Here is a 26,386-nt window from a genome sequence, read left to right on the forward strand (position 1 = left end):
AGTCCCGCGCATTCCCGGGGGCGCACGACGGTGCCCACACCGGCTGCTCGGCGAACCGGCTCACGGCCGCAAGTCGGAGCCAGCCGGGGAGTCAGGGCGCGTCTGTCGGCGGCCGGTCCCGCACCGGGACGTAGGTTTCGTCGTAGCGATGAAGGGCGAGCGACCGCGCGTAGCGGCGGGCGATGTCCGGCATCGCCGACTGCCCCGGGGCCTGGCTGACGCCGAAGACCGTGCCCGGATAGTCCAGCCGACCCAGCACTGCCCGGATGCGGTGCCAGTCGTCGGGCGGCACCAGCTCCACGGGGTCACCGCCCGCGAACCAGCCCATCGGCACTGCCATCCCAGGGGGCACGACGGTATTCACGTGCACCACCGCGCCGAACTCGACCTCAGCGCCCGCCCCGATCCGCACGCCGTTGAACAGCATCGCGCCGGTGGCGATCCGCGCCTCGCCCTCGATCACACACCCCGTGAGGTGGGCGTGCGGCCCGACCAGCACGTTGTCGCCGAGGCGGACCGGGTTGTGCGGAACGCCGCGCACCACGGCGTTCTCCATGACGATGCAGTTCGCACCGATCTCCACCGGGCCACCCTCAGCCGTGAGGACTGCTCCGAAGAGCACACGACTGTGGGCGCCCACGGTGACGTCGCCACAGACCACCGCGGTCGGCGCAATGTAGGCAGACTCGTCGACCCGCGGGCGGGCGTTCCGATGCTTGACGAAGACGGCGCCGCGTCCCACCGGGTGCTGGAAATGCTCGCGAACGGTCCTCATCCCCGACGCCTCCGTTCCGTCGAGTACCAACGGCGCCCCGTGCCCTCCGGGGTCCTCGCGGCTCGACGCGTCACGCGCGTTTTCGCGCGATCCCGGTCCGGCGCCGACCAACGCTACGCGCGGTCGTTCCGGCACGTCGAGGGCTCGCAGGCTCGCATGAACGACCCGGGCGCCGGCTCGCTTCAACGCTCCGCCGAGGATGGAGTGGATCTACAGATTGCCGGGACGCCCGAGCGGTTGTCGGCGTCGAACGTGGCGGGGCGTTCGGCCTTTCAGCGGCGCGGTCGGCGGAGTGGTCGTGGCACGCGCCGCGGTCACGCGGCGACCGCGCTACCCGGGTAGCTGGCATCAGGGGAATCCAGGCAGCACCAGGCTCGGGATGGGGTCTGGCGGTGATGTGCCGCGGAGTGCCGGACGGGAGGCTCTGTTCGCGAGCGTGAACGCACCTTGTCCCGGTGCCGGAGGCGGATCTGCGGGATCTGCCTGGCACAACAGCGGGACCAACCGCCGGGGATCCGGGGAAGCCGGGCGTCGGGGCTCTCCGCGCCGGCAGAGCAGGAGGACGCCATGCCGGTTGTCGACATCGGGCTCGTCGAGGGCGGCGTCACCGAGGATCAAGCGTCGGCCGCGAACGTCACCGAGGCGATGGTCGAGCACACCGGTTCCGCAGCGCAGGCCGGCTCCATCGAGGAGACGCCTGCCGAGCGTGATGCACGCTTCGAGCGCGATGCGATGCCGCTGCTCGACCAGTTGTATTCCGCGGCGCTCCGGATGGCCCGCAACCACGCGGACGCCGAAGACCTGGTCCAGGAGACGTTCCTCAAGGCCTACTCCGCTTTCACATCCTTCTCCCGAGGCACGAATCTCAAGGCGTGGCTCTACCGGATCCTGACCAACACCCACATCAACGGGCATCGCAAGGACAAGCGCCGTCCGGTCCAGGCGCTCACCGATGAGATCACCGACTGGCAGCTCGCCCACGCCGAGAGCCACACGTCGAGCGGACTGCGCTCCGCGGAGGTCGAGGCGATGGACCGATTGCCGGACGACGACGTGAAGTCGGCACTCCAGCGACTGCCCGAGGAGTTCCGCATCGCGGTCTATCTCGCAGACGTCGAGGGCTTCGCGTACAAGGAGATCGCGCAGATCATGGGCACACCCGTCGGCACGGTCATGTCGCGGTTGCACCGTGGTCGCGGTCAGCTGCGGGCCCAGCTCTCCGAGATCGCACGTGAGCGCGGGTTTTTGCGCAACAGCCATGCGGATGTGCGGCCTTCCGCGAAGGCGCCGGGGTGCCCAGCTCCCACGCAAGCCGACTACCGCCAGCACCGGCGTTCTGGCATCGCGGCGTGCCGCAACGCCCGGCCGGCGGTCGCAGCGAGGCGGATGCCGGGCGTGCTGGGGTAGGAACGTACGAACCTGCCGCTGGAGCTACATCACCCTGCGCGGCGCATTGGGCTCATGCTGCTGGCCTGTCCGGGGCGAGCCGCTGTCGACGACGAGGAATGCGATCAGCGCGCGACGGCGAAGGACGCATGCGGACAGCATCGTGCGCGCCGGCCATCTGACTCGCCCAGCAGGGTGACATGCAACATTCGCCCATGACCTCCGCCATGGTCCTGCGGATCAGCGCTGCCATCGTCATGGCCGATCGCTCGCCCGCCCAGTGCCAGGCGGCAGGGTGGCCGTCGAACGCTCGGAGCAGCGTCAGGCCGCCCGCGGCTCGATCCGGGTGGTATCGGCCACGGCTGCGGTGAACCGGATTACCGGCCCGTCCTGGGCGAAATCCGTAATCGGGAACACCGAGGCGAACACCACCTGTGCGCCAATGTTCTCAGCGAGGACGCCGGCCTCGACGGTGCGGATTCCGGCTTCAGCGCCGAGCGCGGCCACGGCCCGGAGCAAACGCGTGCCTATCCCACGCCGCTGCCAGGCATCGACCACCTCGACGGCCAGCTCCGCGCAGTAGTCGCCGACGCGGATCAGCCGGGCGATGCCGACGGGCGTCGTGCCGGCGAACGCGGCGACGGCGAGGTGGGTCCGCCCGTCCACGGCCGCAAGGCGCTCGCGCGACTGCGGGGTCAGCTGCAGGAGTGGTGCGTGGAAGCGTTGGTAGCGGCTGGTGGGCGACAGGCCGGCGAAGACGGCGTCGAGGACGTCGAACTCGCCGGGTCTCAGTTCACGCACCCGAACCGGGCCGGTCACGGGAGCACCCACGCCATGAGCGAGGACAGGCCGAGCGCGCCGAGCAGGGCCACGGGCAGACTTCGCGTCCGTCGCCACAGCAGCCATGCGGTGGCGGCGGCCAGCAACGCAGGCAGGGTGTCGCCAACCGACATCGCCCCGCGCGGGGCCAGCAGGGCCGGCACGGTGATCGCGGCCAGCACCGCGGGCCCGACGTGTGGCAGCAGTCTTGCCAGGGCGGCGGGCGGAGCGGGGCGGGCCCGGACGAGGAATGCGGCGCGCAGGCCGTAGGTCCCCAGTCCGATGGCCACCAGAATCAACAGGTCACGCACGACGACCTCCCAAGAACGCGCCGGTCGCGATCCCCGCACCGGCGCCGACCAGCAGTCCCAGGCCCAGCGGCAGGTCGGCGGCGGCGACTGCGACCACCCCACCCACTGCCGCAGCGCCCCATGCCGGCCGACTCGTGAGCATCGGCAAAAGCAGGAGCAGGAACGTCAGCGGCGCGGCGAGATCGAGTCGCAAGCCCACCGGCAGCACGCCTGCAAGCAGCACTCCGAGGCCGGTCAGGACCTGCCACGCAGCCCAGAGCGTCGCTCCGACGGCGAAGAAATACGCCATCCGCTCCCGCGGCGACCCGCCCCCGCCCGGACCGGCGAACCGGGCTGTGGCCAGGGCGTACACCGGATCCGCGAGGAGATAGGCGCCGGCCCACCGCCGGCGGCGCGGCCACGCCGCGGCGTGCTCGGCCAGCGAAGCGCTGTAGAGCAAGAACCGCGCATTCACCACCAGCGCCGCGAGTACGACGACAGCCGCGTTCGCACCGGCGCCGAGCATCTGGACCGCGAGCAGCTGCCCGGCACCCCCGAACAACAGCGGTGACGACGACCACGCGACCAGCGGCGAGACACCGGTCGCCGCCATCGAGGCGCCCAACGTCAGGCCGAAGGGGATGTAGGCGACGATCACCGCGACCGAGTCGGTCGCACCGCGGCGCACCGGGGATGGTGCGGGGGCTCGCCCCGCGGCATCTCGAGTGCTCATACCGCCGGCCAGGCGCCCCAGTCCCGCGCGCGGGAAGCGGCCTCGTCGAACATCTCCGTCGGCCTCCGCTCGCGGACCCGGTCCATCAGCCCGGGGTGGGCGTCGTGTGTCGTCAGACTGCGACACCGCAGCCCGCTCGGTTGCCGTGCCGACGTAGCCCTCGTCCTGACGGTCGGAGTCGTCGACGGAGTCGACCATTCGGCCGCGCCGAACGGCATCGACGGCCTCCGGCACGGGACTCGTCCCGCAATTCATGCTGTTCCCTCCGACGCAGCGCCGGCCGATCCGGCGCGGTGCCCACGACGCTAGGAACGGCCCGTTCCCGCCGCGTTCGGAGCGTTCGCAGGTAGCGCCGAACGCCGAACGCCGGTCAGAACGCCGGCTCGGATGGGGAGCCTGGGTTGAGGATGTGCCCCCGGTCGGCCGCCGCCATCCGGCCACTTGTCGCCAGTTGGCTGTTGCCCCCAGGTCACGGCCTCGTCACCGTGTGATCAGGACAGGCTGTTCCGCTGGTGCAGAGGGAGCTTCAATGCAGGTCGCCGTGGTCACCTTCGACGGGTTCAACGAGCTCGACAGCTTCATCGCATCCGCGGTGATCAACCGGGCTCGGCCGGCCGGGCTCACCGCGTACATCACCACGCCCACGTCGGTAGTCACGTCGATGAACGGCGTCGAGGTGGTCGGGCAACGTCCCCTCAGCTTCGTTGCCGAGGCCGATGTCGTGCTGATCGGGAGCGGTATCCGGACGCGTGACGTCGTCGCCGACAACGCCCTGCTCACAGCGCTACAGCTCGACCCGAACCGCCAGTTCATCGGCTCCCAATGCTCCGGCGCGCTGGTGCTGGCACGACTGGGCCTGCTCGGCTCGATGCCGGTGTCCACCGACACGACAAGCCGCCCGTTCGTCGAGGACTGCGGCGTCACAGTGCTCGACGAGCCGTTCCACACCGAGGGCACCATCGCCACCGCGGGTGGCTGCCTGGCATCGCTCTACCTGGGTGCGTGGGCCATCAGCCGCACGGTCGGAGAGGACATTGCACGCGCCGCCGTCGACTACGTCGCGCCCGTCGGTGAGAAGCAGGCGACCGTCGACCGCGTATTCGCGGCCATCCAGGCTCCCGTGAACGTGGTCAGCTGAAACCGCGGCATCAAGGGTCGGGTCGAGATGGTAGGGCGGGGAGCCATCTCCCCGGCGACGGTCGCGGTCTTCCGATGTCGGGCAGGTCTTCGCCAGGAACGACGAACGCCGAGTAGCAATCACCCCATGGATCGAGGGCCACAACACCCGACGCCGCCCCGGTGCACACCAAGGACACCCACCAGCCAGCCGCCCGACACCAACCTGATGGACGGGTACATCTAGCGGCTCCTGAGGCGGGACTCCTGAGCGCCGCAGGGGATCAGGTCAGGCCCGACGACCTCCCAGTCGTCGTCATCCCATCCATCAGCCTGCGTAGCCGGCGAAACCGTCGACATCGTCGACGGGGTGTTCCTGACACCAGAAACGCCGCAGCGGGCGCCCGGCTCAGCGGACCGAGCCCGATCACAGTGAGGATTTGTCCGCTAACGTCCAGTTCCGATGCATCCTTCCTGTGGTGTCTGCTCCTCGAAGCGCGAGCAGCGTTCATGTGGCGGTCTCGGGCTTCCTGAGGATCTCGACCAGCGCGGAAATGCTGTGATCCGCGTGACCGGCCTCGGCGGCGCGCCTCACGAGGTCATACAGGGGCGCGTTCCAGGAGACGTCGACGCCCGTCTCTCTGCCGAACTCCTCGTCCCACGCAGCCGCCTCGAGGAAGAGACGCACCGAGGACATGGGTTCGGTGTAGTCACCGCTGTCGATCTCGCGCGCGAAGACGGGCAGCACGGAGGCGATCATCTCCAGCCATTTGACGGTGTACGGGATCAGCGTTTCCGCTCGCAGCCCGCGGGACTGGACGGCCGCAGCGCCCTGGAAGAACCCAACCAGCGCCGGCAGCAATGTGGCACCCACCGCGGACTCGTAGAGCGCGGCCAAGTCGGGCTCCTCCCCGAGGTGGGACGTGTCACCGCCCAGAACCTTCAGGGTGTTCTCGTACTCGGCGAACGCGCTTCCGCTCCCGCTGTAATACAGCTGGGTATCGTCCCCACCGATCGCCGAAGGCACGTTCTTGATCGCTCCGTCGAGGAAGCGCGCACCGTGCCCGCCCGCCCAAGCAGACATCGCGCGGGCGCCCGCCGGGGTACCGCTGTTCAGCGTGACCAGGGTGCGCCCGCGCAGCGCCCCGGCGGCAGGCAGCAGAACATCGGTCGTGGCGTCGTAGGTCGTCAGACAGGTGACGATCAGAGGGCTCGCCGCAACTGCATCCTCCACCGCCTCGACATGTCGTGCGCCTCGAGCGACCAGAGGGCTTGCCTTGGCGGCGGTTCTGTTCCAGACCGTCGTCGAATGGCCGGCGTCGATGAATGCCTCGGCCAATGCCCGGCCCATCGACCCCAACCCGATAATGGTCACAGGTGTGCGAACGTCCGCCAGCATGACAGTTCTCCTCTCGGGAAAAGATTTCCCACTCATGCTGCTTCTTCGCACACAATCCCACAAGTACGCACAATTACGTCAGATACTAACAACTGTGTAAGTGAGAACCGATGACGAAACGGACCTTCACCTGCGGACTCGACGCCGCCATCGTCGTCATGGGCGGAAAATGGAAGGGGCTGGTCCTGTTCATGCTCCAGGACGGGGCGCTGCGCTTCGGCGAGCTCCGACGTGCGCTGCCGGGGATCAGCGAGCGCGTGCTGGCACTACAGCTGCGCGAGATGGAGACCGCCGGGCTCCTACACCGAGAGGTCCATCCTGAGGTCCCGCCGCGGGTGGAGTACTCCCTCACAGATTTCGGGCGCTCGCTCAACACCGCGCTCGGGCCGCTCGGCGAGTGGGGCGAACAACATATGACGCATATCGAGAACATCCCGTGGGGATCCAGCTCCAAGCCTTGACGGAGCACCCGTCTCAACCATTCGCCGCAGCGCATCTGAACAAGCTGCCACCGTCGTCGGTGATCCCGCATAGGACGCTCACGATCACTCAGCAGCTTGCGCGCTCTCTTCAGGTCGGATCTTCACACCGTTCGCCCGTTTTCGTTCGGCAGCGCAATAGCCCGCTCGATGACTGGGGTCACATCGTCGCGATCTTCGTCGAATGCAACATAGAAGGTGTTGACCAGCTCAAACCGGTTCGCCGTCAGTCCCACAGCCACGGCAGTACCGCGGTCCTCGCCGGGCCGTAGCTCTGTCGCGCGGATGCCCTGGCGGTACTTCCCGGTCCCGAGGAGCCCGTCGTTGGCCACATGGTCTGCTACCGCGAACGCAACGCCGTTGGAGCAGTTGCGGGCCAGGTCCTTGGGGATCGACGCGGCGGTCGGCGACTGGGTGAGAAATATGAGGGTAATCCCGCACTTGCGGGCCTTCTTGATCACTTTGATCGCCAACGATCCGGCTTCTCCGCCGAATTCGGGATGCTCGAACATCTCGTGACACTCGTCGAAGACGACGATCACCGGGTGCAGGCCTGCGACTGTGTTGGCCAACTTACGGGTCACCCTTGCCGCGCCATGGCGTTCGAGGAGCTTTCCCCGACGCGTGACCTCGTCACGCAGCCACAGGAGCTCGCCGAGCCCAGCCTCGATCGCCTCATCGTCGTCGCCTTTGACATAGGCGGACAGCCGAGGCCTGAACGGGTCGAAGTCGGGGTTGAAGGCGAAGATATAGACGCGCAGCTCGACGGTCGGGTCGAGCGCACAGCCGAGGCAGAGAGTGCGGCCGGCCGAGGACTTCCCCTGTCCGGGCTGGCCACCGATCAGGTAGTTCCGCTCGAGTATCGGTGCGGTCAGGACCTCGCCGCGCTGGGAACGCCCGAACGGCACACCGCCGAAGACGTCCACCTCGCCGCCGGTGAGGAGTGGCCAGGCCCCCGCCCCGCGGCCGAGATTTCCCTTGTCGGCCACCCAAAGGTCGAGTTGGCCTGCCTCGGCTCCCTCCGTGGGCCACGTCTCGAGCTTTGCACGGCCGAGGTTGGCCGCGAGTCGGTCGCGCCGGTCGGCCACCATGTCGGCTGTCACGCCGAGGGGCAGGCGAATCTGGGCGTACGTGCCATTGCCATCGATCCGGGCAGGCAGCGTGTAGACCAGTTGCCCGCCACTCTTGAGGAACTTGTCCAAGGGCGCGATTCCCAGGTGGGCGAGGGCCTGGGAGATCATCCGCTCATCCACCCATCCGCCGACGTCCTCCCGGTGCGGCTGGACCAGGAACCCGGTGCCGGGTGTCATGTCCCGCCCCATATGTACAGCGGCGACCAACCAACCAAACGGAGCAAGCCCGACAATGATCGGGATGACCGCGATGGCCATGCTTTGCAACACCGCCAGCAGTTCGTACAGGCCGGCTAGCCAGGGCCACATTTCCCCGCGGGGCATCATCGAATCGACGAGCCACAGCAGCAGCGCGGCCACCCCGACCACGGTGACGCTCCGTCCCACGTACTCGACCAACATTCCAAATCGAGCCCACCGGGCACGCGAGTCGTCCCGAATCCGCTCTTGGGCTTCCCGCCGCGCTTTGGTGTCGCCGGCCAGACGGGCGGCGCGAACGTCACGGCGCAGGTCGCTATAGGTGAAGAAAGTCCAGGCCATCTGAACCCAGCGCGCATGGCCCCGGAGCGCGAACCACGTCAGTCGCATCAGGTCACGCGGGGCCTTCCGCGCGCGGTAGCCAAGAACCGCTCGGGCATGCGTCAACTCTGCGGAACGCCAGACCGCTCGAACCGCGGCTCCAACCGCGAGATGCGGGAGAGGGATCACATCTGCTCGCCGCCGGGCGACGTGGCCCGTCGGGCCGAGCTCCGCAGCCTTTCTCACCTCCGCGAAGTGTCGAGTGACGTACTCGCTCTCGATCTCTGAGAGAAGCTGGCCCTCATACACCGGCTCCTGCTGTTCCGGCTCAGCGAGTGCGGCGGATGCGCCACACCCATCAACCGGGCGCCCCGCGTCGGAGGAGGACATCACCAACCACCTCCACGCCGCTGTGATGTGCTGCTCTGCATCACGGTCAACGCTTTCATCAGCGCGTACGCAGTGATCAACGCCGGAAATCCGAGCACTACCCACCACAGCAACGCGTTGCCAGAGTGACTGATCACCAACCACTGCACGCCGACGATCACGAGCGCAGTGACTACCACTCGGCCGACAAGCGACACCGGGCTCGTGCCGACCCGGGCGATCTCGGCGGCGGCCCGCGCCGACTTCACACCGGCCCGGGCCTTCACGATCACAGATACGACGGCGAGCGCGACGGCTCCGCCGAGGAACAACTCGACGCCGCTCATGACCACTCGCCTGATGGCATCAGATCGCGGCCGGTACGACGGCGGCACGACCAAACCTCGTGCAGGGCCCGCCGGTCCTCCTCGTTGAGTGCACCCCAGACTCCGACGGTCTGCGCGCCGCCGATGCGTAGCTCCAGCTCCAGACACTCGGCCCGGGCCAGACACCCGGCACAGATCTGTGCGGCCAGCCCGCGGTCGGCGTCACCTTCGCCGGTCCACTCCGGGCGCTCGTCGAACGTTGCTTCCCACTGGCACCGGCCCCGGTCGCTCACCCAGGATGCGAGCACATCGGACGGCACCTCGGCCAACCCGTCCAGCTCGGCGCTCATCTGTTCGTGGCTGCGTGATGTGTTCATGACACCGAGATTCGCCGCAGACGCCGGAACAAGATCACCACTTGGCTGGACGTGTCGACGACGTCCCCATAAGGTCGCGACCGTCCCAGGACGTCCCGGAGGGGTGGCGGCTTGTCAAACGAGCGTCTACGTGCGGCGTTGCTCAAGAAGGGCCTCACCCCGGCCCAGCTCGCAGAGCGGCTCCAGGTGGACGTCAAGACCGCCGAACGCTGGATCGGTGGGCGAGCGCCCTACCGCAAACACCGCTTCGCCATCGCCACACTCCTCGGCGTCGACGAGTCCTACCTCTGGCCGGACGCACTCCCCCGCGACCAGGTATCGGCCGCCTCCAGAGGCGAGATCGTCAGCGTGTACCCGCACCGCTGGGCCGTACCCCGAGAGGTATGGGCCCAGCATTTCGCCGACGCCGAAGAATCGATCGACATGCTCACCATGGCCGGCCTCTTCATCGCGGAGGACTCCGGAACAGTGCGGTTGTTCCGGCAGAAGGCCGAGGCTGGAGTACGCGTCCGGCTCCTGATCAGCGACCCGGACGCGCCCGCGGTGGCGCTGCGGGAGAAGGAAGAGGACACCGGCCCCGGCGTAGTTGCCTCACGAATCCGGAACGTGCTCGCGCTCCTGCGCCCGCTGCGGAGGGTGGACGGCATCGAGTTCCGTCTTCACGACGCGTGCCTCTACACGTCCATCTTCCGTTCCGACGACGACCTGATCATCAACGCACACGTGTATGGCGTCGCTGGCTCGAACGCCCCCGTCTTACACCTACGAAAGGTCCCTGGAGGTGACATGGTGACGCTCTACCGCGACAGCTTCGAGACGATCTGGACCAATGCCAAGTCACTAGGGTCGAGCGCATGAGCGGACGACGGATCGACTACTTCGACGACCCCGATGCACCCCGGGCCACCCGCATAGTCCCAGGTGTGTCCGTCGCGGTCGTTAACGAGAACGACCAGCTGCTGATGATCCGGCGATCCGACAATGACCAGTGGGCAATCCCTGGGGGCAAGCAGGAAGTTGGAGAGACTCCGCTGGAAGCGGCACGTCGAGAAGTACACGAAGAAACTGGCATCGACTGCAAGATCACCGGCCTGATCGGAATTTTCAGCAGCCCTCGAAACGTCGTCGAATTCACGAGCAACGGCGAGGTTCGCCAGGAGTTCTCGATCCTCTTCGCCGGCTTCCCGCTCTGCGGCGAGACCACGACCAGTCCGGAGTCACTCCAAGTCGCCTGGGTGGATCGCCGGGACGTCCGCGAGCTCCCCATGACGCCCGCCCAGAAGCGCCGAGTCGGCTATATGCTGCACTTCAACGGGACACCCTACTTGGAGTGATCCGGAATCTTGCTGGAGGCGGAACTCAGCGCTAGGAGAGTGACTGCGGCTCGTGGGTTCGGCCGGAGAGGCGGACAGCCGCGAGATGCGCGTACCCGCGGACCTCGCACGGGAAAGTCGTTCTACAGATCAGGCAGCGACCCGCTCCGTCATCGCCGTGCTGCGTATGGACGCGCCACACCATGCCGCACTCACTTATCATCACCGCAATGACTGCCTCTTCGTTCAATATGCCCACGTACGACGATTCATGTGTCGAGCTAGTCAAGATCCATCTCCTTACAGTTACAGTGTGGCGGTCGGGAACTGCACCGCCTATGGGCGCCAGACGCCACAGGCATAGTCCAGAGGGCGACCCTCTCTCTTACTGCTGAACCCGTGGGTCTCGGTACTTCGGGTGCCGTTTCGCCAGCTCAGCAATACGCGCAGCTTGACACGGGTGGCGGGTGGGACAGGCAGTGCACCCGGCACACAACCCACTGGGCATCGGATAGTGCTGCCCCAGCATCCGCTCAGCCCCGCCATACTGCGTGGCCACGAACTCAATCGCAGCCACGACCGCTGGGAGACGTGCGCCAGAGACGGGCCGCAGGAAAACAACCTTCGCCGCCGGACGTTGACCTTCTGCTGCCATGGCTCAACGAGACCAGCAGCCGGGGGGCATTTGTACCGCGCTTCAAGGTCTTTTCGCAGCACCGAAAACGTCAGAAACGTCCGGAGAACGTCCGGGAGACGTTACATCGCGAGACGGGCCTCGATCTCTCGCACACTCTCTACGTAGGACGAGCTCGCCCTACGAACCGCCCGACCGACAGGGTGATCGGACCCGTACCGCTCCTGAATGTCGGTCAGTCGTTCCGTGAGCTCGACTGTGTTGCCATCAGGCCCAGTGGTGATGTCACAGTAGGTGAGGGCGTCTGCGAGTAGCTGCGGCGCTGGAGTGAACTCGCCCGTCAGCTCGGAGTCGAGGCCTCGCTCTCGGGCTTCGTGGATCGCGCCGGTGTGGAAGGCGACGAGGCCACAGAGAACCGGGTCCGCGTTCTCGGAGTTGCGCAGGTAGCGGGCGCCGTCCAGGGGATGGAAGCCGAGATCAGCGATGGCGGGTGCGTACCCGATGTCGTGCAGCCAAGCCGCGGATTCTAGGAGCTCGGCATCCTCGCCGAGGATAGGAGCCAGACGCCGCGCGGCGGCGGCCACGCCCTGAGTGTGCATCCAGCGGCGCGGCAACGCCTCCGCGAGGAGCGCCTCGGCCAACTCACGCGCCCCTCCGACTTGCCGCACGTAATGAAGGCTACCCACACCCGCACGACCTGTCGCACGTCAGTGCACACGGACATACCGACCAGCACCCGCGCGGGCGCTGATCAGCCCCTCCGCCTCCAGCAAGGTGAGCGATTGGCGGACAGTGGCACGCGAGACTCCATGCCGAGCGACTAGATCTGCCTCACTGGGCAAAATTGAACCGGCCGCGAGATCGCCCGCATTGATGGCTGAGCGGAGTTCGGCCGCGATCTGCCGGTAGCGCGGGAGCAGGGCCATCTCACCTGATGGTCCGAAATCGCCGCCGACGACAGCCCATCCTCGGCCGGGCACTGGCTCGATCAGGCCTTCCTGCCGAAGCAACGAAAGAGCCTTGCGGATCGAGTAGCGCCTGGTACCGGCAAGCCGCGCAAGCTCAGACTCAGACGGGAGGAGGCAGCCTGGCCCCAGCTCCCCAGTACAGATCTGAACGCGGAGCGGCCGAGCGAGCGCCTCGAAGAAGTCACGTCTGAGACCAGCCCTGTTCTCGTCACTCATGGCAGCCCAAGCCTCCCGGAAGCCCCAGAACACGTGAACCACATATAGGGACGTCTTGGGACTTCTTGTGCTACCGTCCCCGATGTTCCGCTGATCAGGGGAGGAACCGTGAACGACGCCCTGCGCCGCGCGCTCGCAAACGCAAGGCTCCGCGAGCTCGACGTCGCGGCAGCACTCGGCGTCGACCCCAAGACCGTGCAGCGCTGGATGGCCGGCCGCCTCCCCCACCCCCGCCACCGCTGGGCCGTCGCGGATCTCTTGAAGCTAGAGGAACGGGCGCTGTGGCCTGATCCAGATGGGCTCGACGTCCAGGTGTCGCACGAGATCAAGGTGTGCTACCCGCACCGGAGCGCCGTGCCACGGGACGAGTGGCGACGTTTGTTCGCCGGCGCCCAGCGGGAAATCGGCATCCTCGTCTACGCGGCGTTGTTTCTCGCCGAGGACGTCGAGTTGGTCCGATTACTGGCCGACCGGGCACGAGTCGGTGTTGCAGTGCGGTTGCTGCTGGCTGACGCGAACTCACCCCGCATGGCCGAACGCGGAGCTGAGGAGGGCATCGGGCATGCAGTTGCTGCACGCGTGCACAACGCGATAGCCCTGTTCCGCCCCCTCCTGAAGACGGCCGGCGTAGAGGCTCGACAGCACGAGACCGTGCTGTACAACTCGATCTTTCGCGCCGATGACGACATGCTTATCAACCCGCAAGTACACGGGATCGCCGCTGCTTACGCACCGGTCCTACACCTGCGCCGCATCGAGCCTGGAGGCATGTTCGCCACCTACACCGACAGCTTCGAGCGTGTCTGGGACGGCGCCGTACCGATGGACGTCCCCGCGCACGTTTAACAGCATCTAAATGGCCATCAACTGTCCTTCCACGGACTCAACGTCGGCCCGGGGCCGGGCAGCGCCAGCCGAGCTATGGAGCGAAGATTCAGAAGCCGGTCGAGACTTGACGATATCGTCCTATTCCGTCGAGAACTCAACGAACACGTACGGAACCTGAAAGTACGTGGCAGGAGCCCTGCCGGTAGAACGCATTAAGAGGCGGGGCAACTGCGAGATCGAGTTGCCCTAAGGACACTAGCTACGCTATCAGTCGGGCCGCCCGGCAGGCGGTGGGCACGTCAGATCACGTTGTCGAAATAGCCGGTGCAGGAACGGTCGGGAGTGCCGATCAGCATTGCGCGGTCGAGGAAGGTGTTGTTCAGCTCGCAGCTGGTCTCCGGCAGCAGTACGCAGGCGTGACAGGCCGCTAGGTTCAGGCTGTCCGTGCCGGAGGCCTCGGCCTCCATGCACAGCGGGTCGGAAGAGCACCAGCGGGTGCGTTCCAGCGCGCCAGCCAGCGACCGTTGGAGCTGCCTGATCTCGCCCTGGCTGACGAGGCCCCCAAGACTGCCAGCGGAGTCACTGCTCGCCGTGTAGATCAGCAATCCGGCCATGTCGCCTGAGACGTAGAGGCGTTCACGGAGGGCGGACGCAGGATAGCCCGCGTCGAGACTCCATTCGTTGATGAGCGCGTGCGCGAGCGTGTGGACCAGGAGGAGGCGAGCGCGGACTGGTGAGTCGGCGAGACGTCGCGCCTTGTTCTTCGCACGCCGATTCATGACCTCCTCGTGCTGCGCCCTGATGATCGCCGCTCGGCGCTCGGGTGACCCGCGGTCCGCGATCGCCTCCCAGGCCGTGAGCTTGTCGGTGTCAAGGCTGAGAAAGACGCCTTCACCGACGACCTCGATGCCCGGCAACCAGTTCGCACGCTCCCGGCTCACGGCGGCGAGTCGCTCGGGGGAGTCGCCTTCTACAGGTGGCTCCACCCGCGTGAAGGTCTGAAGGACACGGACCTCACGGAGCCGATGGACTTGCATGGATCGATCGATTCCATCTGGGGGCTCGGCCTCATCGGCATCAGGAGGCGCCGAGCACTCGAACTCATCGGTCGAGCCTTCTTCGCACAGCTGCCGGAACTCCTCGACGCGGAGCACGTCGGCCCCCTCGAATCCGGTAAGGGCCGATGGGTCTGGTCGCTCCCCTGCTTGGTAGCGCTCGTACTGGCGGACGGCCTCGATGACGTCCTTCTCCGTATAGCGCTCCCCGACGAAGCCGCGCAGCCTGGCTTGCTTAGCGATCACGTCGTCCGTCTCCCCGATCCAGATGGCGAGGTCCCCACGGATGTCGCGATAGAGCCGATCGGAGAAAGGCGGAATCGACAGGGCGGAACGGACGATCGGGAACCAGGCGGCTGAGGAGCCACGCTGCATGGTCCGGCATTCCGCATCACAGCCCTGGACCTGGCCGGCTGGGCCTAGCCAGGGACGTGCTCCGCTGCAGGTGTGACCTATCGAGGCCATGGCGCCCGGCCCGAAGGCACCCTCCATGGACGCCTCCTTCCCGCAGCTGCACCCAACGACGATGGACCGCAAGGACGCCGTTCGGCCGGTGGTTCGCACCGACAGCTCGTGGCGGCCGTCGTGGTCGCGGGCCTCAGACCCGGCATGTACCCAGCGCCAGTACGGGAACTCGTCGAGGTGCCCGCGAACGCAGGCGACGACGAAACGGGACGGGGTCAGGGGCTCGCCGCAAGCTGCGCAGACGTTCTTCTTCCGGGGTGAGTTGAACTCGCGGTATGGCTTGAGGTTGTGCTGGCATCCCTCGTCCGAGCCCGCCGGCCGGCCGGGGCAGGAGTAGAGGGTCGGGAAGCGGCGCGCACGGACGCCGTCACCGGCGGGGGGATCCGCGGCGGGTGGGAGTCGGAAGCCGTCGACCCCGAGTCTGGTCTGAAGGCGGAACTCGTGCAGGTCGGGTGTGCTGCCTATCTTCCAGTCGTCGAGCCCGCTGACGATGTAGGACTGCTCGTCGAGGGCGACCACAGCGCCGACACCATAGGTGGTGATGAGCTGCGATCGGCGGACGGATCCGAGCGGATCTCGGAAGGGGCGTTCCTCGCCGGAGGCGCGGCGTCGGACTCGCGATGGCATATCAGCGCTCCGGGTAGAGGTCGGATTCGACATCGACGTCGCGCAGGCTCCACATCGTGTCGTAGGCCTGTTCGAGGTCGTCGTCCTGGCCGAACGAGCGCAGGAGGGCGGTGTCCGGTCCTCGTTGTCTGCTTCCGATGTGACGACGGGACTCGTACACGAGCTGCGGATTGCTCGCCGCCATGTCTCGCCAGTGCTCGATGAAGTCGTCGAGCTCCACGTCGACGTTCTTGCGCTCCGTTGGTGACACGGCCTCGACCCGGTCCAGCACGGCTGCCCGGACCATGTCGAGTTCGCCGAGGAAGGTCTCGACGCGGCCGGCGGCGTCGTTCGGCCGGGCGATCGGATGCAGGATCCGGAGCAGCCCGACGAATACTGCGTGGAGAGCTCGATCGCGGGCCCGAGCCGCGAACGGGGTGACGCTCGTCGATTCGACCTGTCTGTAGAGGGCGGAGTGGTAGGCGAGGAAGCTCTCGTAGTGCGAACGGTCCCGGGATCGCGAAGCGTTCAGCATGGTCACGACCAGGCCGGGGTCACGGCGCCCGACGCGACTCGTGGCCTGGATGTACTCGGCGGTGGTCTGAGGTTGTCCCATGATCGCCATCAGGCCCAGGCGGTCGACGTCGACCCCGACCGAGATCATGTTTGTGGCCAGGACGACGTCGAACGCCTCCGGCCTCGGATGGGCGACGAACAGCCACGCTAGCCGCGACGGAATGTCGCTGGAATCGATGCGGCTCGTGAGCTCGGTGAGATTGTCGATCCTGCGGCCATCGACCCCGTCACGTTTGCTCAATCGTGCGAGTCTCTCCTGGACGTCGGCATGCGCCTGTAGCTCGGCGGCCGAGAGCAGCCGGAGGCTGTTGAAGTAGCCGACGAGTGTCCAGTACGTGTCGCGGACCGCGTCATCCCCTGCGATGCGGGCCGCGTGGTGCAGGAGAGCGGAGTAGACGCGGATCAGGAGCGTCGCCTGGCTGGTCGCGGGGGCCAGGACACCTGCGTAGCAGCGGCTGGCTTTGGCGGTACGGGGCGCCTCCACGGCGAACCAGGAGTCACGCGAGTCGATTCCGGCGGGAGGGAACTGCCGGACCTCCCGGTCGAACAACCGTGCGCCCTGCTGCTGCGCCCGCCGGATCGTCGCCGTGGAAGCCACCACCTTTGGCCGGTCGGCAGCGATGTCGATGGCGGTCTCGTACAGGCCGGCCAACGTACCGAGCGGCCCCGAGATCAGGTGCAGCTCGTCCTGGATGACCAGCTCCGGCGGTGGTGTACCTGCCGGTGCGCCATCGCGATTGAACAGCTTCGCGACGTCGGAGCGCCAGGCGATCTGAGCGAACTTGTCGGCAGTGGCGATGACGAGTGTCGGGCGCACAGCGTAGATGTCCTCGTCGACGACATGAACGGGTAGCCCGGTGTGGAACTCGCAGCCGGAGTCGCGGCAGCGGATCATCATACGTCCGGCAGCCCGGTCGACGTGGTAATTCGCGTGATCCATCGGGGTGCCGCACCACGGGCAGGCGGTGAGCTGGACCGGGTTCTTCTCCCGGACCGTCCGCCCCGCACGCAGCTCCTCGATGCTGTGGTGGGCGTCGTCGAGCCGGTTCGGCGTCGCGGCGGCCCCGACCCACATACCGATCGAGATCGGCTCCGTCCCCAGGTCCTCCGGGTGCGTACGGCGGATCGTCTCCATCGCGCAGATCAGCGTCGCTGCCCGTTCGAACTGCTGCAGCGTCAGCAGCCGCAAGGTGTAACGCATGAGAACCGTGACACCCGCACCGGCCGCCCGACGGCGCAGCCGCCGGAGGAACGTCGTGAAGGCGATCAAACCCAGATAGGCCTCGGTCTTGCCTCCGCCCGTGGGGAACCACAGCAGATCGGCGAGGTTTCGGTCGGGATGCTCGGCGTCGACGACCCCGGACAGACACAGCAGGATGAAGCCGATCTGGAACGGCCGCCACCGCCCGGCCGCCGGGTCGAGCGCCGCCGCCCTCTTCGATCGGATCCAGATCGTTCGGGCCCTTTGGTCGGCCATGGCGGAACAGGCCAATCGGAACGCAGCCAGCACCTGCTCGTTCTGCTCGAGCAAGCCGACCCCGTCGCGCATCCTGTCGCAGGCCTCCGCACAGGCCTGCATCTGACGATCAGCCGCAGTCTCGAAACGGCTGCCGCGAAGCGGCACGGCGTCTGCCGTCCGCTCCTCGATCCACCCCCGGTAGCCGTCGAGCATCCTCCGCAGGGTGTCGACGAGATCGGCGGTCGATGCCTCCGCGAGTTCGAGCATCCCGGGTTCGGTCACCTCGGGGTTCGACTCGGTGAGCAGAACGTCACGGTCGGGGACGAAGGACGTCCACACCGCGTTCGTCCGCGCTCGCGTCGGGGACCGCGGGCCGCGGAAAGCAGGTGGGGTCAGGTCCCACATCGCAGTACATCCGTGACCGACGGCGAACAGAGGTGCGTGGCGGTGCAGCATTGCGCTGAGCTCCAGATCCTCTTCGTCGACCGTCGTGGGCGCCGGACGCTCGACGAGGCCCGGACCGCCTCCGGGGACCTCCACCCGGATCTCGGGCTGGAACACGCAGTCGCGGTCGATCAGGACCGACGGGTCGGCGGTCCGGTCGTTGACGAGGGTCACGGTGACCGCGATGACGCCGTCGTCGTCGGCCGGGCGAACCCGCAGCCGCACTACGAGCCCCTCTCCGATGTCGACCGACGCCGACGCGTTCGGCTCGATGACCGAGACGGTCACGGGGGTGGCGGTGAACGCCCGCCGGTGCCACCGGATCGAGTCGTCGTCGGTGCCGCGCCGCTCGGCGCGCTGCGGCGACACGACTCGTCCCATGGCGTCGTGGGGCTCGTAGACCGCAGCGCTCACCGATACCGAGACGATCGAGGTCACCGACGGGTCGACGGCGAAGGTGATGCCTGCGGCGGAGGGCATCTGCCGATTCGCCATCGCGACCCCGGTCTCAGGAACCTCGTCGGAAGAGGTGGAGACGGGCGTCAGGTCGATGTCCTCGGCGTCCTTCCGCTCGCGGGTAGGTCCCCGCCCACGGTCCCGTGGGTAGAGGACGCCCGTGATGTAGGCGGTCGCGGGTTCCTCAGTGAGGATCTCGTCCTCTCCTTCGACCGGGCCGAGCACATCTGCGCGGAACCGGTCGACCAGCTCGTCGCGGAAGACGTAGTGCGCCGCCAGGTCAGGCATCGGGGTCCTTTCGGTCGAACTCGAACCTGCTCAATCCGACGAGGCGGGGTACGAGCCAGACACCGTGATCGCCGAGGCCCGCGATCTGTCCGGAAGCCTTGCCGCCGGCCGCGCTCTCCACGGCGTCAAGGCGCAAGCCGGTGATCCGACGGGGATAGGTCTGCGGCTCGTACCCCGGACGGCCGCCGAACACCCGGAACATGACGCGCCGAAACGCCTCCGAGGCCGTCCCGATGACCACTCCGTCATGGGTAATCAGATAGCTGGGGCTTGTGCCCGCCTCGGCTCCGGCTGGAGCGCCCTGTTCGAGGACGACCGGATCACCGACCGACACCGCCGTCGCGAGGCGGGCCTGGACATCAACCGCCTGTTCGGACCCGCCCGGCGGGTCGGTGAAGTCGACATCGTCCCCCATAACCTCCACACCGAAGCGCTGCCACTTCTTGAACCCGAATCGGATGTAGCGACCGATCCGCGGATCATGCCGAACCGTCCGCAATCTCACGGAGTCGGTTCGCATCAACTCGCTGCGCGGCCGGGTCATCGCGACGTAGAGCAGGCGCGCTTCTTCCTCCTCCGGGGTGTCGGAGTTCTCGGGCGAAGACGATCCGGGATCCATCACAACGACCCGGTCGAACTCGAGACCCTTCGCCCGATGGAACGTCGACACGATCAGATCCGCCGGGGGTTGAGCGGTGAGCTCGTCCGGAAGCCGACGCTCGGCGAGCGCACGGCGCAGCTGCCCGAGATCGACCCTGCGTCCACGGTCGCCGTGATGGCGACGCAGGAGGCTCCAAGTGAGGTCGGGATCGTGGTGGGCCGAGAGTAACGGTGCTACCAGGTGGTCGAATGCGTCTCGATCGATCGTGGCGGCCCGAGCGTCCCGGAAGAGCGTTGCCACCCACGCCGGGGAGACCCGGTCGTGAGCGGTCCGCTGCAGGGCGTGGGGCACAGCGGCGGCGGCGAGATGTTCTGACGCCAGTAGAACCTCGCCGTTCGTGCGGCACAGCACCGCGGTGGTTCCCTCTCCACCGCCCAGATCTCGGCACACGAACGGGTCGGTCAGGTCGCCGATGTAGAACACGCCGAGCAGCGCCGTCCGCAGGCGGTCATAGGCACCACCCACACACATCTTCGTCTCGGCGGATCGACGCAGCGCAGGCCCGAACCCGAGCGCCGTTCTCGCCTCGGCCGTGTCCGCGCGGAAGTTCTGTTCGAGACCGACCTCGGTCAGCTCGTCGCCGAAATGCGAACGCAGCCAGCCCAGGAAGAGGTCGGCACCGCGACGACGCTCCTCGGGCGACTCGATCTGGAACCCGTAGATCGACTGGGCGGCGTCCCCGACGACGGTCAGACCGCAATCGGTGTTCGAGATGAGTGCCTTCACGAGTTCTAGGCGGACTCCGACGACGTCCTGGGCCTCGTCGATGACCAGGTGGCCGACATCCTCGAGTCGCTCGTCCGCGACTCCACTCCGGACCAGACGAGCCGCGTTCTCGATCCGGGCGTCGAACCCCATGCGGTGCCAATCGCGGTCCGCTTCGAACTCCGTCAGCAGATCGAGGGCCCACGAGTCAAAGGTGCGGGCCGAGACGAGCCGTCCGGCCTCGCCGGATGCGGCCAATCGAGTCTTCAGCTCCCTCACGGCACTCCGTGCGAAGCTGAGGACGAGGACCTCGTACGGGCGCAGAGCCTGTGTACGCAGGAGGTGCTCGATCCGCCCGACCATCGTGTGAGTCTTGCCCGTGCCCGCGCCTGCCGTCACGACCAGCATCGTCTCGGCCGGGTAGTCGATGATCCGTTGCTGTTCGTCGGTATAGGACTTCATCGTCCGTTCAGCACTCACGGGCGGCGCCAGAGGTGCTCGAACTCGGTGAAGGCGAGCTCCCGGCCGTAGTTGGCGACGTTGTCGTGGACATCCAGGATCAGGCACGTATCGCTACCACCGTTACGGGGGCCGCGCAGACCTCGACCGATCATCTGCTGGTAGGTGTTCGGGCTGTATGTGGGACGAGCGATCACGACGGCTCTGGTCGTCGGGGCGTCGAAGCCCTGCGCAAGCACACCGTAGTTCGTGAGCACGCGCCGTTCCTGTGACCGGTATGCCTCGATCTTGCTGCGGCGTTCAGGCATGGGAGTGGAGCCGTCGATGGAAGCAGCGCCGATGCCGCGGTCGTTGAGCAGCGCCGTCAGCAGTTTCGCGTGGTTGACCGACGTCGCGAACACGAGGATTGGCCAGTCCTCCGGGAGAGCGACGATCGATTCGAGGATGCGCTCGTTGCGGTCGTCGTCGGCGGCCAGCGCTGCCTCCGCGGACGACGGCAGCACCCCGAATCGCGTCGTCTCAGTCAGTTGCGCGGTGTCGAGATGGATCGTCGCACCCGGGAGTTCCCGATGGTCGACCTTCGCGAGGACGCCGATCGCCTGCAGTTCGGCGTAGGGATCCTCCCCTGCGAAGAGACCTTCGTCGAGCCGGCGCCCACCGAACCGTTCGACTAGATGCTTGGTCTCGATCTCGTTCATGCCACGGTACGGAGTGGCCGTCAGGCCGATCAGCGGCCGGTCCGTCCGGCGGCTGGTCAGCCCGAGCTTCTCGAGGATCGACGTGTACGTCGGCGCGATCGCCCGGTGCGCCTCGTCGACGACGACCAGCGCCGGACTCCGCAGCCACGCGTACTCCTCGTTGCCGAGCCTGTTGCCGAGCTGCGCGTCCGTCGCGACAACGAGCTGTGTCGTCCCCTGAACCGGCGCGGCATCGTTTCCACCCCAGAACCGGTTGATCGTCAGTTGGGCACGGGGGCCGGCCTTGGACCACACGAACTTCCACGTACCAACCGCCTGCTCACACAGCTCGTCCGATTGCGCGATCCACAGGATCGGACCTTTCAGGCCGCCCCGAGACGCAATCCGGATCACCGCGTCGACCGCGACGCGTGTCTTGCCGGCGCCTGTCGGCAGCCGCAGCATCGCACGCCCGGGCTGCGGCTGGAGCAGGAGGTCGACGACCCGACTCACCACCCGCTCCTGGTAGTCGTGCAGCGGCGGTAGCTCGGCCGGCCCGTCCACCTCCTCCATTTCCGGCGGGGTGACCGCCGCGTAGCCGGCGAACTCCTCGCCAAGACCGAGCTCGGCCACGAAGCGACGTGCGACAGACCCGCCTGCAAAGGTGCGCGGCGCTTCCTCGTTGCCTGTAGCGATGTCTCGGCTGTGATGCCGCAGGATGGCGGCGCCGTGGGTCTTCAGAGCGAGTTCCGCCACCCGTGTGTCGGATACAGGCGCGCCGGTCCGGGCTCGCTCGTTCTCCTCCAACCCTGCGGGAAGGCCCGCACGCAGCTGCTTCGCGCCGATGAGTCCGAGGACCTTCTCCTCGGCGGACCGCGCCTCACGCACCTGCTGGATCCGTTCGTTCTCCCGCTGCTTGTCGCGGCGCTCGATGATCGAACGGCATCCCGACGGGCCCAGGCCCAGCCGGAGGACGACATCGACGGCCGTCAGCAGCGCGAGATCGTCTTCGGGTCGCAGTACCAAGACCGACTGCTCGTGCTCGACCTGCTGAATCTGGACTGTCCTCATCCCGTTCGGGGTTCGCGTGACCTCCTCCAGCTCACTGCAGCGAGCGAGGCTCCAGCCCTCCACCTGCCGACGGAACCCGGTGCGGAGATGAGGGAAGAGATCCAGGACGGGAACGGGTTCGGCGAGCGCGACGAACCGGACCTCCTTCTTGATCACGGTCGACGGATTCAGCATCCCCCAACTGTCGATCATCCGCTCCGCGACGTCGGACGTCGGTACGAGAAGTGCCGGCACGCGCTCCCGGACGAGCACCTCGTACTCCGCGCGGACAGCCGTGACCGCGATCTCGCTGTCCGCGTGTTCGGTCGACCAGGCGTCACCGACGCGGCATCGGGTGGCCGACATGCCCTCGGGCCATTCGGAGACGGCGTCCATCACCAATGCGTAGACCCTGCCCGGGAACTCGTCGTCGCAGGACGCGGCAGCCTCACGGAGCAGGCTCACCCACATCCTCTCGGGCACCTTCTCGAGTGTTCGGGGGAGCCGCAGAGCCGCCGCGACCTCGCTCCGGACATCTGCGACCGGCAGGAGGTCTTGATGCACCTCGAGCTCGGACCCGACGCACATCGATACGGGTCGCAGTCCCCTTGATGTTCGGAGATGGCCGAACCGCGTCGCGATCCACCTCAATGGCGATGCGATCGCCCTCCGCGTGCCCTGCTGTCGGCCGACCTGGACCTTCCACACGCCGCCCAGATCAGCCTGATCCGGGAGAGCGCCGAGGAACGCAGCCCGTCCCTCGGGCGTCAGCGTCTGCAGGAATCGAAGGGGTCCTGGCGGGTTCGGCCCCTCGACCCGCATCGTCGTTCGCTGCGGGCGATGGTCCTTGTCATCGAGGGAACCGAGATGCACCTCCCATGCGTAGGTCAGGTAGTCCTCGAACCAGGCATCGGTCCGCGGATTCCGGTCGCGAACAGGGCCGTTCGACAGGCCGATGCTGCGCAGGATTGCTCCGTCCTCAGCGTGAAAGTCGAGGTCCACCGTCACGCCAGCGTCGCGGCTGCCGTCGGCAGGCACGACCGGACCGGGCAGGAGACAGTCATGAGCAGGCTTCAGGCCACCTGCCACCGTCCGGACATGAATCTGCTCCCGAGCCCCTGGGTCGATCGATCCGAGCGCATCGATCGCGGCGACTGAACCCGCTTCCCGCGACAGGCTCCAAAACGCATTCCACTGCTGATCGCTGTAATCCGCGAATCCCTTGTCCACGACGGCCGCGAACCGACCGGTTGCATCCGCCTCGCGGATGCCCAGCGACTCCAACGCCGACGAAGCCCCGAAGACGGCTACCACGCGTTCGTCGACATAGATCAGGTCGTCATCGAGGCTGTCGACCGCAGCGCGTCGGTAGACCTCACCTCGCGCGGGCGCGACGAGTTCCCCGGACTCGGTGAGTACGACGCGCGCTCGGCTCGCATGCTCGGCCAGCGAGTATCGGGCCTCCGTCATCGCGGCCACGATCCGAACGGCAGCCGCCGATGCCTCGGGGCTGCGATCCGTCACGAGCGCTTCGAGCCACTGAACGACCGACGCTTCAGTACGGCCGGCCCGACCCAGGATGAGTGAGACGCGTGCACGGCGCTCGCGCCTCTCGGCTGAGTGATGAACCCAGCCAGCCGGACGGCCCGGATGGCTAGCCCAAATCCGTAACCAGTCGTCAGGCAGATTCTCCGGGTGGAGCTCTATGTCGCTGGGCGCCCGGAACGCCCCTCCCTGATCCACCAGCGAAGGACACCGCGCTGCCAACGCCCAGATCGCCGCCGTAAGTCTCTCGTCGGCGAACTGCGGAGCCTCGCGGCCCCGACCCGGCAGGTAGTCGATGTAAGAGGCCGGGTCGTCGGAGGAGGACAGGCCCGGCAGCGACTCCACGACGAGATCAGCCGCGACCTTGATCAGCTCGTCATTGAACGCGTTGCCGTCGAAGATCGCCTGCCGATCCTCGGACGTCTTCCACGGAGCGTTGAGGATCCCGCGCAGCGTCGTGGCGAACTTGGTGGGGAAGTAAGCCCAGAACATCCCCCGCGCAGTGCTCCGCTCCGGGACCGCCCACGAGATGTCCAGCTCCGGTCGGTCGTGCAGCTCACCCGCGGCGCGCAGTGCGTCGACGGACGGCCGGTGCATCCGTGTGAAGACGCGCCACTCATGATCGAGGGTCGTCCCGTCAGGCTTGACCTCCTGCATGATGCGGCGATTGCCACGCGACCGCTGGAAGATCTGTCGCCGGACCAGCACGCCGCGGCGGTCCTCCAGGGTCACCGTGCCGACGTGCGGGGAGAAGATCCCGAACTCGACCGGAAAGGCCTTCAGGTCGACGGCGAGCCGGTCAACACTTCCATGACGCAGCGGCAGCCGAACCACCGTCGTCGCCCACGTCAGCAGCTCGTCGAGTGTCGGGTCCAGATCGCGGGCACGGACCGGGTCGATCGGCCTTGACATCCGAAGGACAGGCGTCTCCGTGGCGTCGGGACGCACCCGGCGGATCTCCTCGGCAGCCCATTCGCGGTCGAACCCGAAGGCGAACGGAGCTCCGTCCGCCGTACTGAAGAACTCCGGGGTGTCGGAGATCGCGAGCACCGACTTCACCCCGACGCCGAAGCGGCCGATCTGCCCGCCACGCTTCCGCGACACGCTCATCCGCAGGATGGTGTCGGCCCCCTCCGGGGTCACCGGCGATCCCTGGTTCGCGCAGTACAGGTGGTTCGAAGTCAGGACGACGGCGATCTCACCGCCAGGATCGCTCCGGATCTCGTCAGCCGCGTTCTGGACGAGCTCGAAGATCTGGCGGTCGCCGTAGCCGCCCTGGCTGATCCGACGCTCACTGTGGGCGTGCTCCTCGATGAGCCCAGGATCGGCCCGATAGGCCTCGAGGGCCCGCCGCGTCTGCTCGCGGACGACATCCATGACGCTCGGAACGGTTGTAGGCGGTGTCAGGTCTAGCTCGCTCACCGCTGCCGACCCTCCGTGGACTGCGCTCTGGACCACGGGCTCAACGCGACATCAACGTCCACCGATGTGTACAACTCCCCACAGCCCGAAACATCCACACCGCGATCGGGTGACCACTCGGCGTACGTGGTGCCGATCATAGCGACGCGTGGTGACCCGACCACCTTCTCGCCCGATCGGGCCAGCCCTGTTACTCCTTGCTGCTCATCCTGCGGTGACCGGCATCGATGTTGCAGACCCACCGAAGCCCAGGTGCGTAACCCGCCACCCCTGGGTCAACGTCATGCCGCGCCCCTTACCTGCATGAACAAGAGCCCAGCGCTGTCCACGTAAGACCGCAATCACCGTTCTGGATCACGCGGGGCTGACAGCACGGGCCATCGCCAACCACAGCGGTCATTCACGACCTTCGATCACGCAGGACGTCTACATGGACAGGCGGGCAGACGGGCGGCAGGCCGCCGACGCCCTCGACACGGCCATGGGTTCGATGCGTCCGCAGAGTTTCGGCCGGCTAAAGGGGTGATCTTGAGCGTGGAACGCTCCATGGCTCTGAGCAGCATGGTTCGTGGGGCGGGTGGGGCTCGAACCCACGACCTGACGGATTCATCCGGGTTGCTTCGGTAGTCTGCGATCAATCGCAGACACCCCCCGACCTGCAGGTCTGCGACCGAGCTCCCTGTCGTCCTCACTCGTGGCTGACGGCAGTCTGCCGACGTTTGAGGTGAGTAGAGGGTGGCGTCAGCGGGCACCAGCGCTGGAGGACCTCGCTGCCGGCTTGTACCCAACGGTAAGCCGGACCATGGCTTGATCCTGGGAAGAAATAGCCGCAGCGCTG

The 26,386-nt window shown here is 67.2% G+C and carries 19 protein-coding genes and 1 pseudogene; 6 read left to right on the forward strand and 14 right to left on the reverse strand.

Annotation, left to right across the window (positions count from 1 at the left end; translation table 11 throughout):
* Positions 1-91: 91 nt before the first annotated feature.
* Entirely contained in the window at positions 92-775 is a 684-nt protein-coding gene (locus ACQPZQ_RS34060; RefSeq protein WP_433287717.1) for a gamma carbonic anhydrase family protein, read from the reverse strand.
* A 645-nt stretch (positions 776-1,420) separates the two neighbouring features.
* On the opposite strand from ACQPZQ_RS34060, the pseudogene ACQPZQ_RS34065 reads away from it, so the two are divergent.
* Positions 1,421-2,044: pseudogene (locus ACQPZQ_RS34065) on the forward strand (sigma-70 family RNA polymerase sigma factor); the annotation flags it as partial.
* A 438-nt stretch (positions 2,045-2,482) separates the two neighbouring features.
* Here ACQPZQ_RS34065 and ACQPZQ_RS34070 read toward each other — a convergent pair.
* The 3 genes from ACQPZQ_RS34070 to ACQPZQ_RS34080 are packed head-to-tail and all read right to left on the reverse strand — an operon-like array spanning position 2,483 to position 3,958.
* Positions 2,483-2,980, reverse strand: coding sequence for an N-acetyltransferase family protein (locus ACQPZQ_RS34070; protein ID WP_433287719.1), 498 nt, complete (start codon positions 2,978-2,980; stop codon positions 2,483-2,485).
* Entirely contained in the window at positions 2,977-3,291 is a 315-nt protein-coding gene (locus tag ACQPZQ_RS34075; protein ID WP_433287721.1) for an AzlD domain-containing protein, read from the reverse strand. Before ACQPZQ_RS34075 ends, ACQPZQ_RS34070 begins: the two co-directional genes overlap by 4 nt.
* A complete protein-coding gene (locus tag ACQPZQ_RS34080) occupies positions 3,284-3,958 on the reverse strand; it encodes an AzlC family ABC transporter permease (protein WP_433287723.1) in 675 nt (224 codons plus the stop codon). The genes ACQPZQ_RS34075 and ACQPZQ_RS34080 overlap by 8 nt, the downstream gene beginning before the upstream one ends.
* A gap of 574 nt (positions 3,959-4,532) precedes the next feature.
* On the opposite strand from ACQPZQ_RS34080, the gene ACQPZQ_RS34085 reads away from it, so the two are divergent.
* Positions 4,533-5,141: a DJ-1/PfpI family protein gene (locus ACQPZQ_RS34085; RefSeq protein ID WP_433287724.1), complete on the forward strand. Its 609-nt coding sequence runs from the start codon at positions 4,533-4,535 to the stop codon at positions 5,139-5,141.
* Between the two features lie 486 nt (positions 5,142-5,627).
* On the opposite strand, the gene ACQPZQ_RS34090 is transcribed toward ACQPZQ_RS34085, so the two are convergent.
* Complete coding sequence (locus ACQPZQ_RS34090) at positions 5,628-6,518, reverse strand: NAD(P)-dependent oxidoreductase (protein ID WP_433287726.1); 891 nt, start codon at positions 6,516-6,518, stop codon at positions 5,628-5,630.
* A gap of 110 nt (positions 6,519-6,628) precedes the next feature.
* Between ACQPZQ_RS34090 and ACQPZQ_RS34095 the strand changes: the two genes are divergently transcribed.
* Complete coding sequence (locus ACQPZQ_RS34095; protein ID WP_433287728.1) at positions 6,629-6,979, forward strand: winged helix-turn-helix transcriptional regulator; 351 nt, start codon at positions 6,629-6,631, stop codon at positions 6,977-6,979.
* Between the two features lie 122 nt (positions 6,980-7,101).
* Here ACQPZQ_RS34095 and ACQPZQ_RS34100 read toward each other — a convergent pair whose 3' ends face one another.
* The 3 genes from ACQPZQ_RS34100 to ACQPZQ_RS34110 are packed head-to-tail and all read right to left on the reverse strand — an operon-like array spanning position 7,102 to position 9,721.
* Positions 7,102-9,039 (reverse strand): hypothetical protein, encoded by a 1,938-nt coding sequence (locus ACQPZQ_RS34100; RefSeq protein ID WP_433287730.1) that lies wholly within the window; start codon positions 9,037-9,039, stop codon positions 7,102-7,104.
* A complete protein-coding gene (locus tag ACQPZQ_RS34105) occupies positions 9,039-9,365 on the reverse strand; it encodes a hypothetical protein (protein WP_433287732.1) in 327 nt (108 codons plus the stop codon). Before ACQPZQ_RS34105 ends, ACQPZQ_RS34100 begins: the two co-directional genes overlap by 1 nt.
* Positions 9,362-9,721, reverse strand: coding sequence for a WhiB family transcriptional regulator (locus ACQPZQ_RS34110; RefSeq protein WP_433287733.1), 360 nt, complete (start codon positions 9,719-9,721; stop codon positions 9,362-9,364). Before ACQPZQ_RS34110 ends, ACQPZQ_RS34105 begins: the two co-directional genes overlap by 4 nt.
* Before the next feature lie 111 nt (positions 9,722-9,832).
* On the opposite strand from ACQPZQ_RS34110, the gene ACQPZQ_RS34115 reads away from it, so the two are divergent.
* On the forward strand, positions 9,833-10,579 hold the full coding sequence (locus ACQPZQ_RS34115) for a DUF5919 domain-containing protein (protein ID WP_433287735.1): 747 nt from the start codon (positions 9,833-9,835) through the stop codon (positions 10,577-10,579).
* Positions 10,576-11,055, forward strand: coding sequence for an NUDIX hydrolase (locus ACQPZQ_RS34120; RefSeq protein ID WP_433287736.1), 480 nt, complete (start codon positions 10,576-10,578; stop codon positions 11,053-11,055). Before ACQPZQ_RS34115 ends, ACQPZQ_RS34120 begins: the two co-directional genes overlap by 4 nt.
* A 735-nt stretch (positions 11,056-11,790) precedes the next feature.
* Here ACQPZQ_RS34120 and ACQPZQ_RS34125 read toward each other — a convergent pair.
* Both ACQPZQ_RS34125 and ACQPZQ_RS34130 read right to left on the reverse strand, forming a co-directional pair.
* On the reverse strand, positions 11,791-12,336 hold the full coding sequence (locus tag ACQPZQ_RS34125; RefSeq protein WP_433287737.1) for an HD domain-containing protein: 546 nt from the start codon (positions 12,334-12,336) through the stop codon (positions 11,791-11,793).
* 39 nt (positions 12,337-12,375) lie between these two features.
* A complete protein-coding gene (locus ACQPZQ_RS34130; RefSeq protein WP_433287739.1) occupies positions 12,376-12,852 on the reverse strand; it encodes a GntR family transcriptional regulator in 477 nt (158 codons plus the stop codon).
* A 108-nt stretch (positions 12,853-12,960) separates the two neighbouring features.
* On the opposite strand from ACQPZQ_RS34130, the gene ACQPZQ_RS34135 reads away from it, so the two are divergent.
* Entirely contained in the window at positions 12,961-13,698 is a 738-nt protein-coding gene (locus tag ACQPZQ_RS34135; protein WP_433287741.1) for an XRE family transcriptional regulator, read from the forward strand.
* Positions 13,699-13,979: 281 nt separating this feature from the next.
* On the opposite strand, the gene drmB is transcribed toward ACQPZQ_RS34135, so the two are convergent.
* From drmB to ACQPZQ_RS34155, 4 genes are read right to left on the reverse strand one after another with little or no spacing between them, the layout of a single operon-like run.
* Positions 13,980-15,860 (reverse strand): DrmB family protein, encoded by a 1,881-nt coding sequence (drmB, locus tag ACQPZQ_RS34140; protein WP_433287743.1) that lies wholly within the window; start codon positions 15,858-15,860, stop codon positions 13,980-13,982.
* Positions 15,829-19,029 carry a helicase-related protein gene (locus ACQPZQ_RS34145; protein ID WP_433287745.1) on the reverse strand — a complete coding sequence of 1,067 codons (3,201 nt, stop codon included), beginning with the start codon at positions 19,027-19,029 and terminating at the stop codon, positions 15,829-15,831. The genes drmB and ACQPZQ_RS34145 overlap by 32 nt, the downstream gene beginning before the upstream one ends.
* Positions 19,022-20,875 (reverse strand): UvrD-helicase domain-containing protein, encoded by a 1,854-nt coding sequence (locus ACQPZQ_RS34150; RefSeq protein WP_433287747.1) that lies wholly within the window; start codon positions 20,873-20,875, stop codon positions 19,022-19,024. The genes ACQPZQ_RS34145 and ACQPZQ_RS34150 overlap by 8 nt, the downstream gene beginning before the upstream one ends.
* Positions 20,872-25,548 carry a DEAD/DEAH box helicase family protein gene (locus ACQPZQ_RS34155; RefSeq protein ID WP_433287749.1) on the reverse strand — a complete coding sequence of 1,559 codons (4,677 nt, stop codon included), beginning with the start codon at positions 25,546-25,548 and terminating at the stop codon, positions 20,872-20,874. Before ACQPZQ_RS34155 ends, ACQPZQ_RS34150 begins: the two co-directional genes overlap by 4 nt.
* Between the last annotated feature and the right edge of the window lie 838 nt (positions 25,549-26,386).

The organism is Pseudonocardia sp. CA-142604 (genome assembly GCF_050948475.1).
Taxonomy (GTDB): Bacteria; Actinomycetota; Actinomycetes; order Mycobacteriales; family Pseudonocardiaceae; genus Pseudonocardia; species Pseudonocardia alaniniphila.

Excerpts from the sequence above, each read along its gene's own strand:
- ACQPZQ_RS34060 (WP_433287717.1), bottom strand. The coding sequence starts at position 775 with ATGAGGACCGTTCGCGAGCATTTCCAGCACCCGGTGGGACGCGGCGCC.
- ACQPZQ_RS34085 (WP_433287724.1), top strand. The coding sequence starts at position 4,533 with ATGCAGGTCGCCGTGGTCACCTTCGACGGGTTCAACGAGCTCGACAGC.
- ACQPZQ_RS34090 (WP_433287726.1), bottom strand. The coding sequence starts at position 6,518 with ATGCTGGCGGACGTTCGCACACCTGTGACCATTATCGGGTTGGGGTCG.
- ACQPZQ_RS34095 (WP_433287728.1), top strand. The coding sequence starts at position 6,629 with ATGACGAAACGGACCTTCACCTGCGGACTCGACGCCGCCATCGTCGTC.
- ACQPZQ_RS34100 (WP_433287730.1), bottom strand. The coding sequence starts at position 9,039 with ATGTCCTCCTCCGACGCGGGGCGCCCGGTTGATGGGTGTGGCGCATCC.
- ACQPZQ_RS34105 (WP_433287732.1), bottom strand. The coding sequence starts at position 9,365 with ATGAGCGGCGTCGAGTTGTTCCTCGGCGGAGCCGTCGCGCTCGCCGTC.
- ACQPZQ_RS34110 (WP_433287733.1), bottom strand. The coding sequence starts at position 9,721 with ATGAACACATCACGCAGCCACGAACAGATGAGCGCCGAGCTGGACGGG.
- ACQPZQ_RS34120 (WP_433287736.1), top strand. The coding sequence starts at position 10,576 with ATGAGCGGACGACGGATCGACTACTTCGACGACCCCGATGCACCCCGG.
- ACQPZQ_RS34130 (WP_433287739.1), bottom strand. The coding sequence starts at position 12,852 with ATGAGTGACGAGAACAGGGCTGGTCTCAGACGTGACTTCTTCGAGGCG.
- drmB (WP_433287743.1), bottom strand. The coding sequence starts at position 15,860 with ATGTCGAATCCGACCTCTACCCGGAGCGCTGATATGCCATCGCGAGTC.
- ACQPZQ_RS34145 (WP_433287745.1), bottom strand. The coding sequence starts at position 19,029 with ATGCCTGACCTGGCGGCGCACTACGTCTTCCGCGACGAGCTGGTCGAC.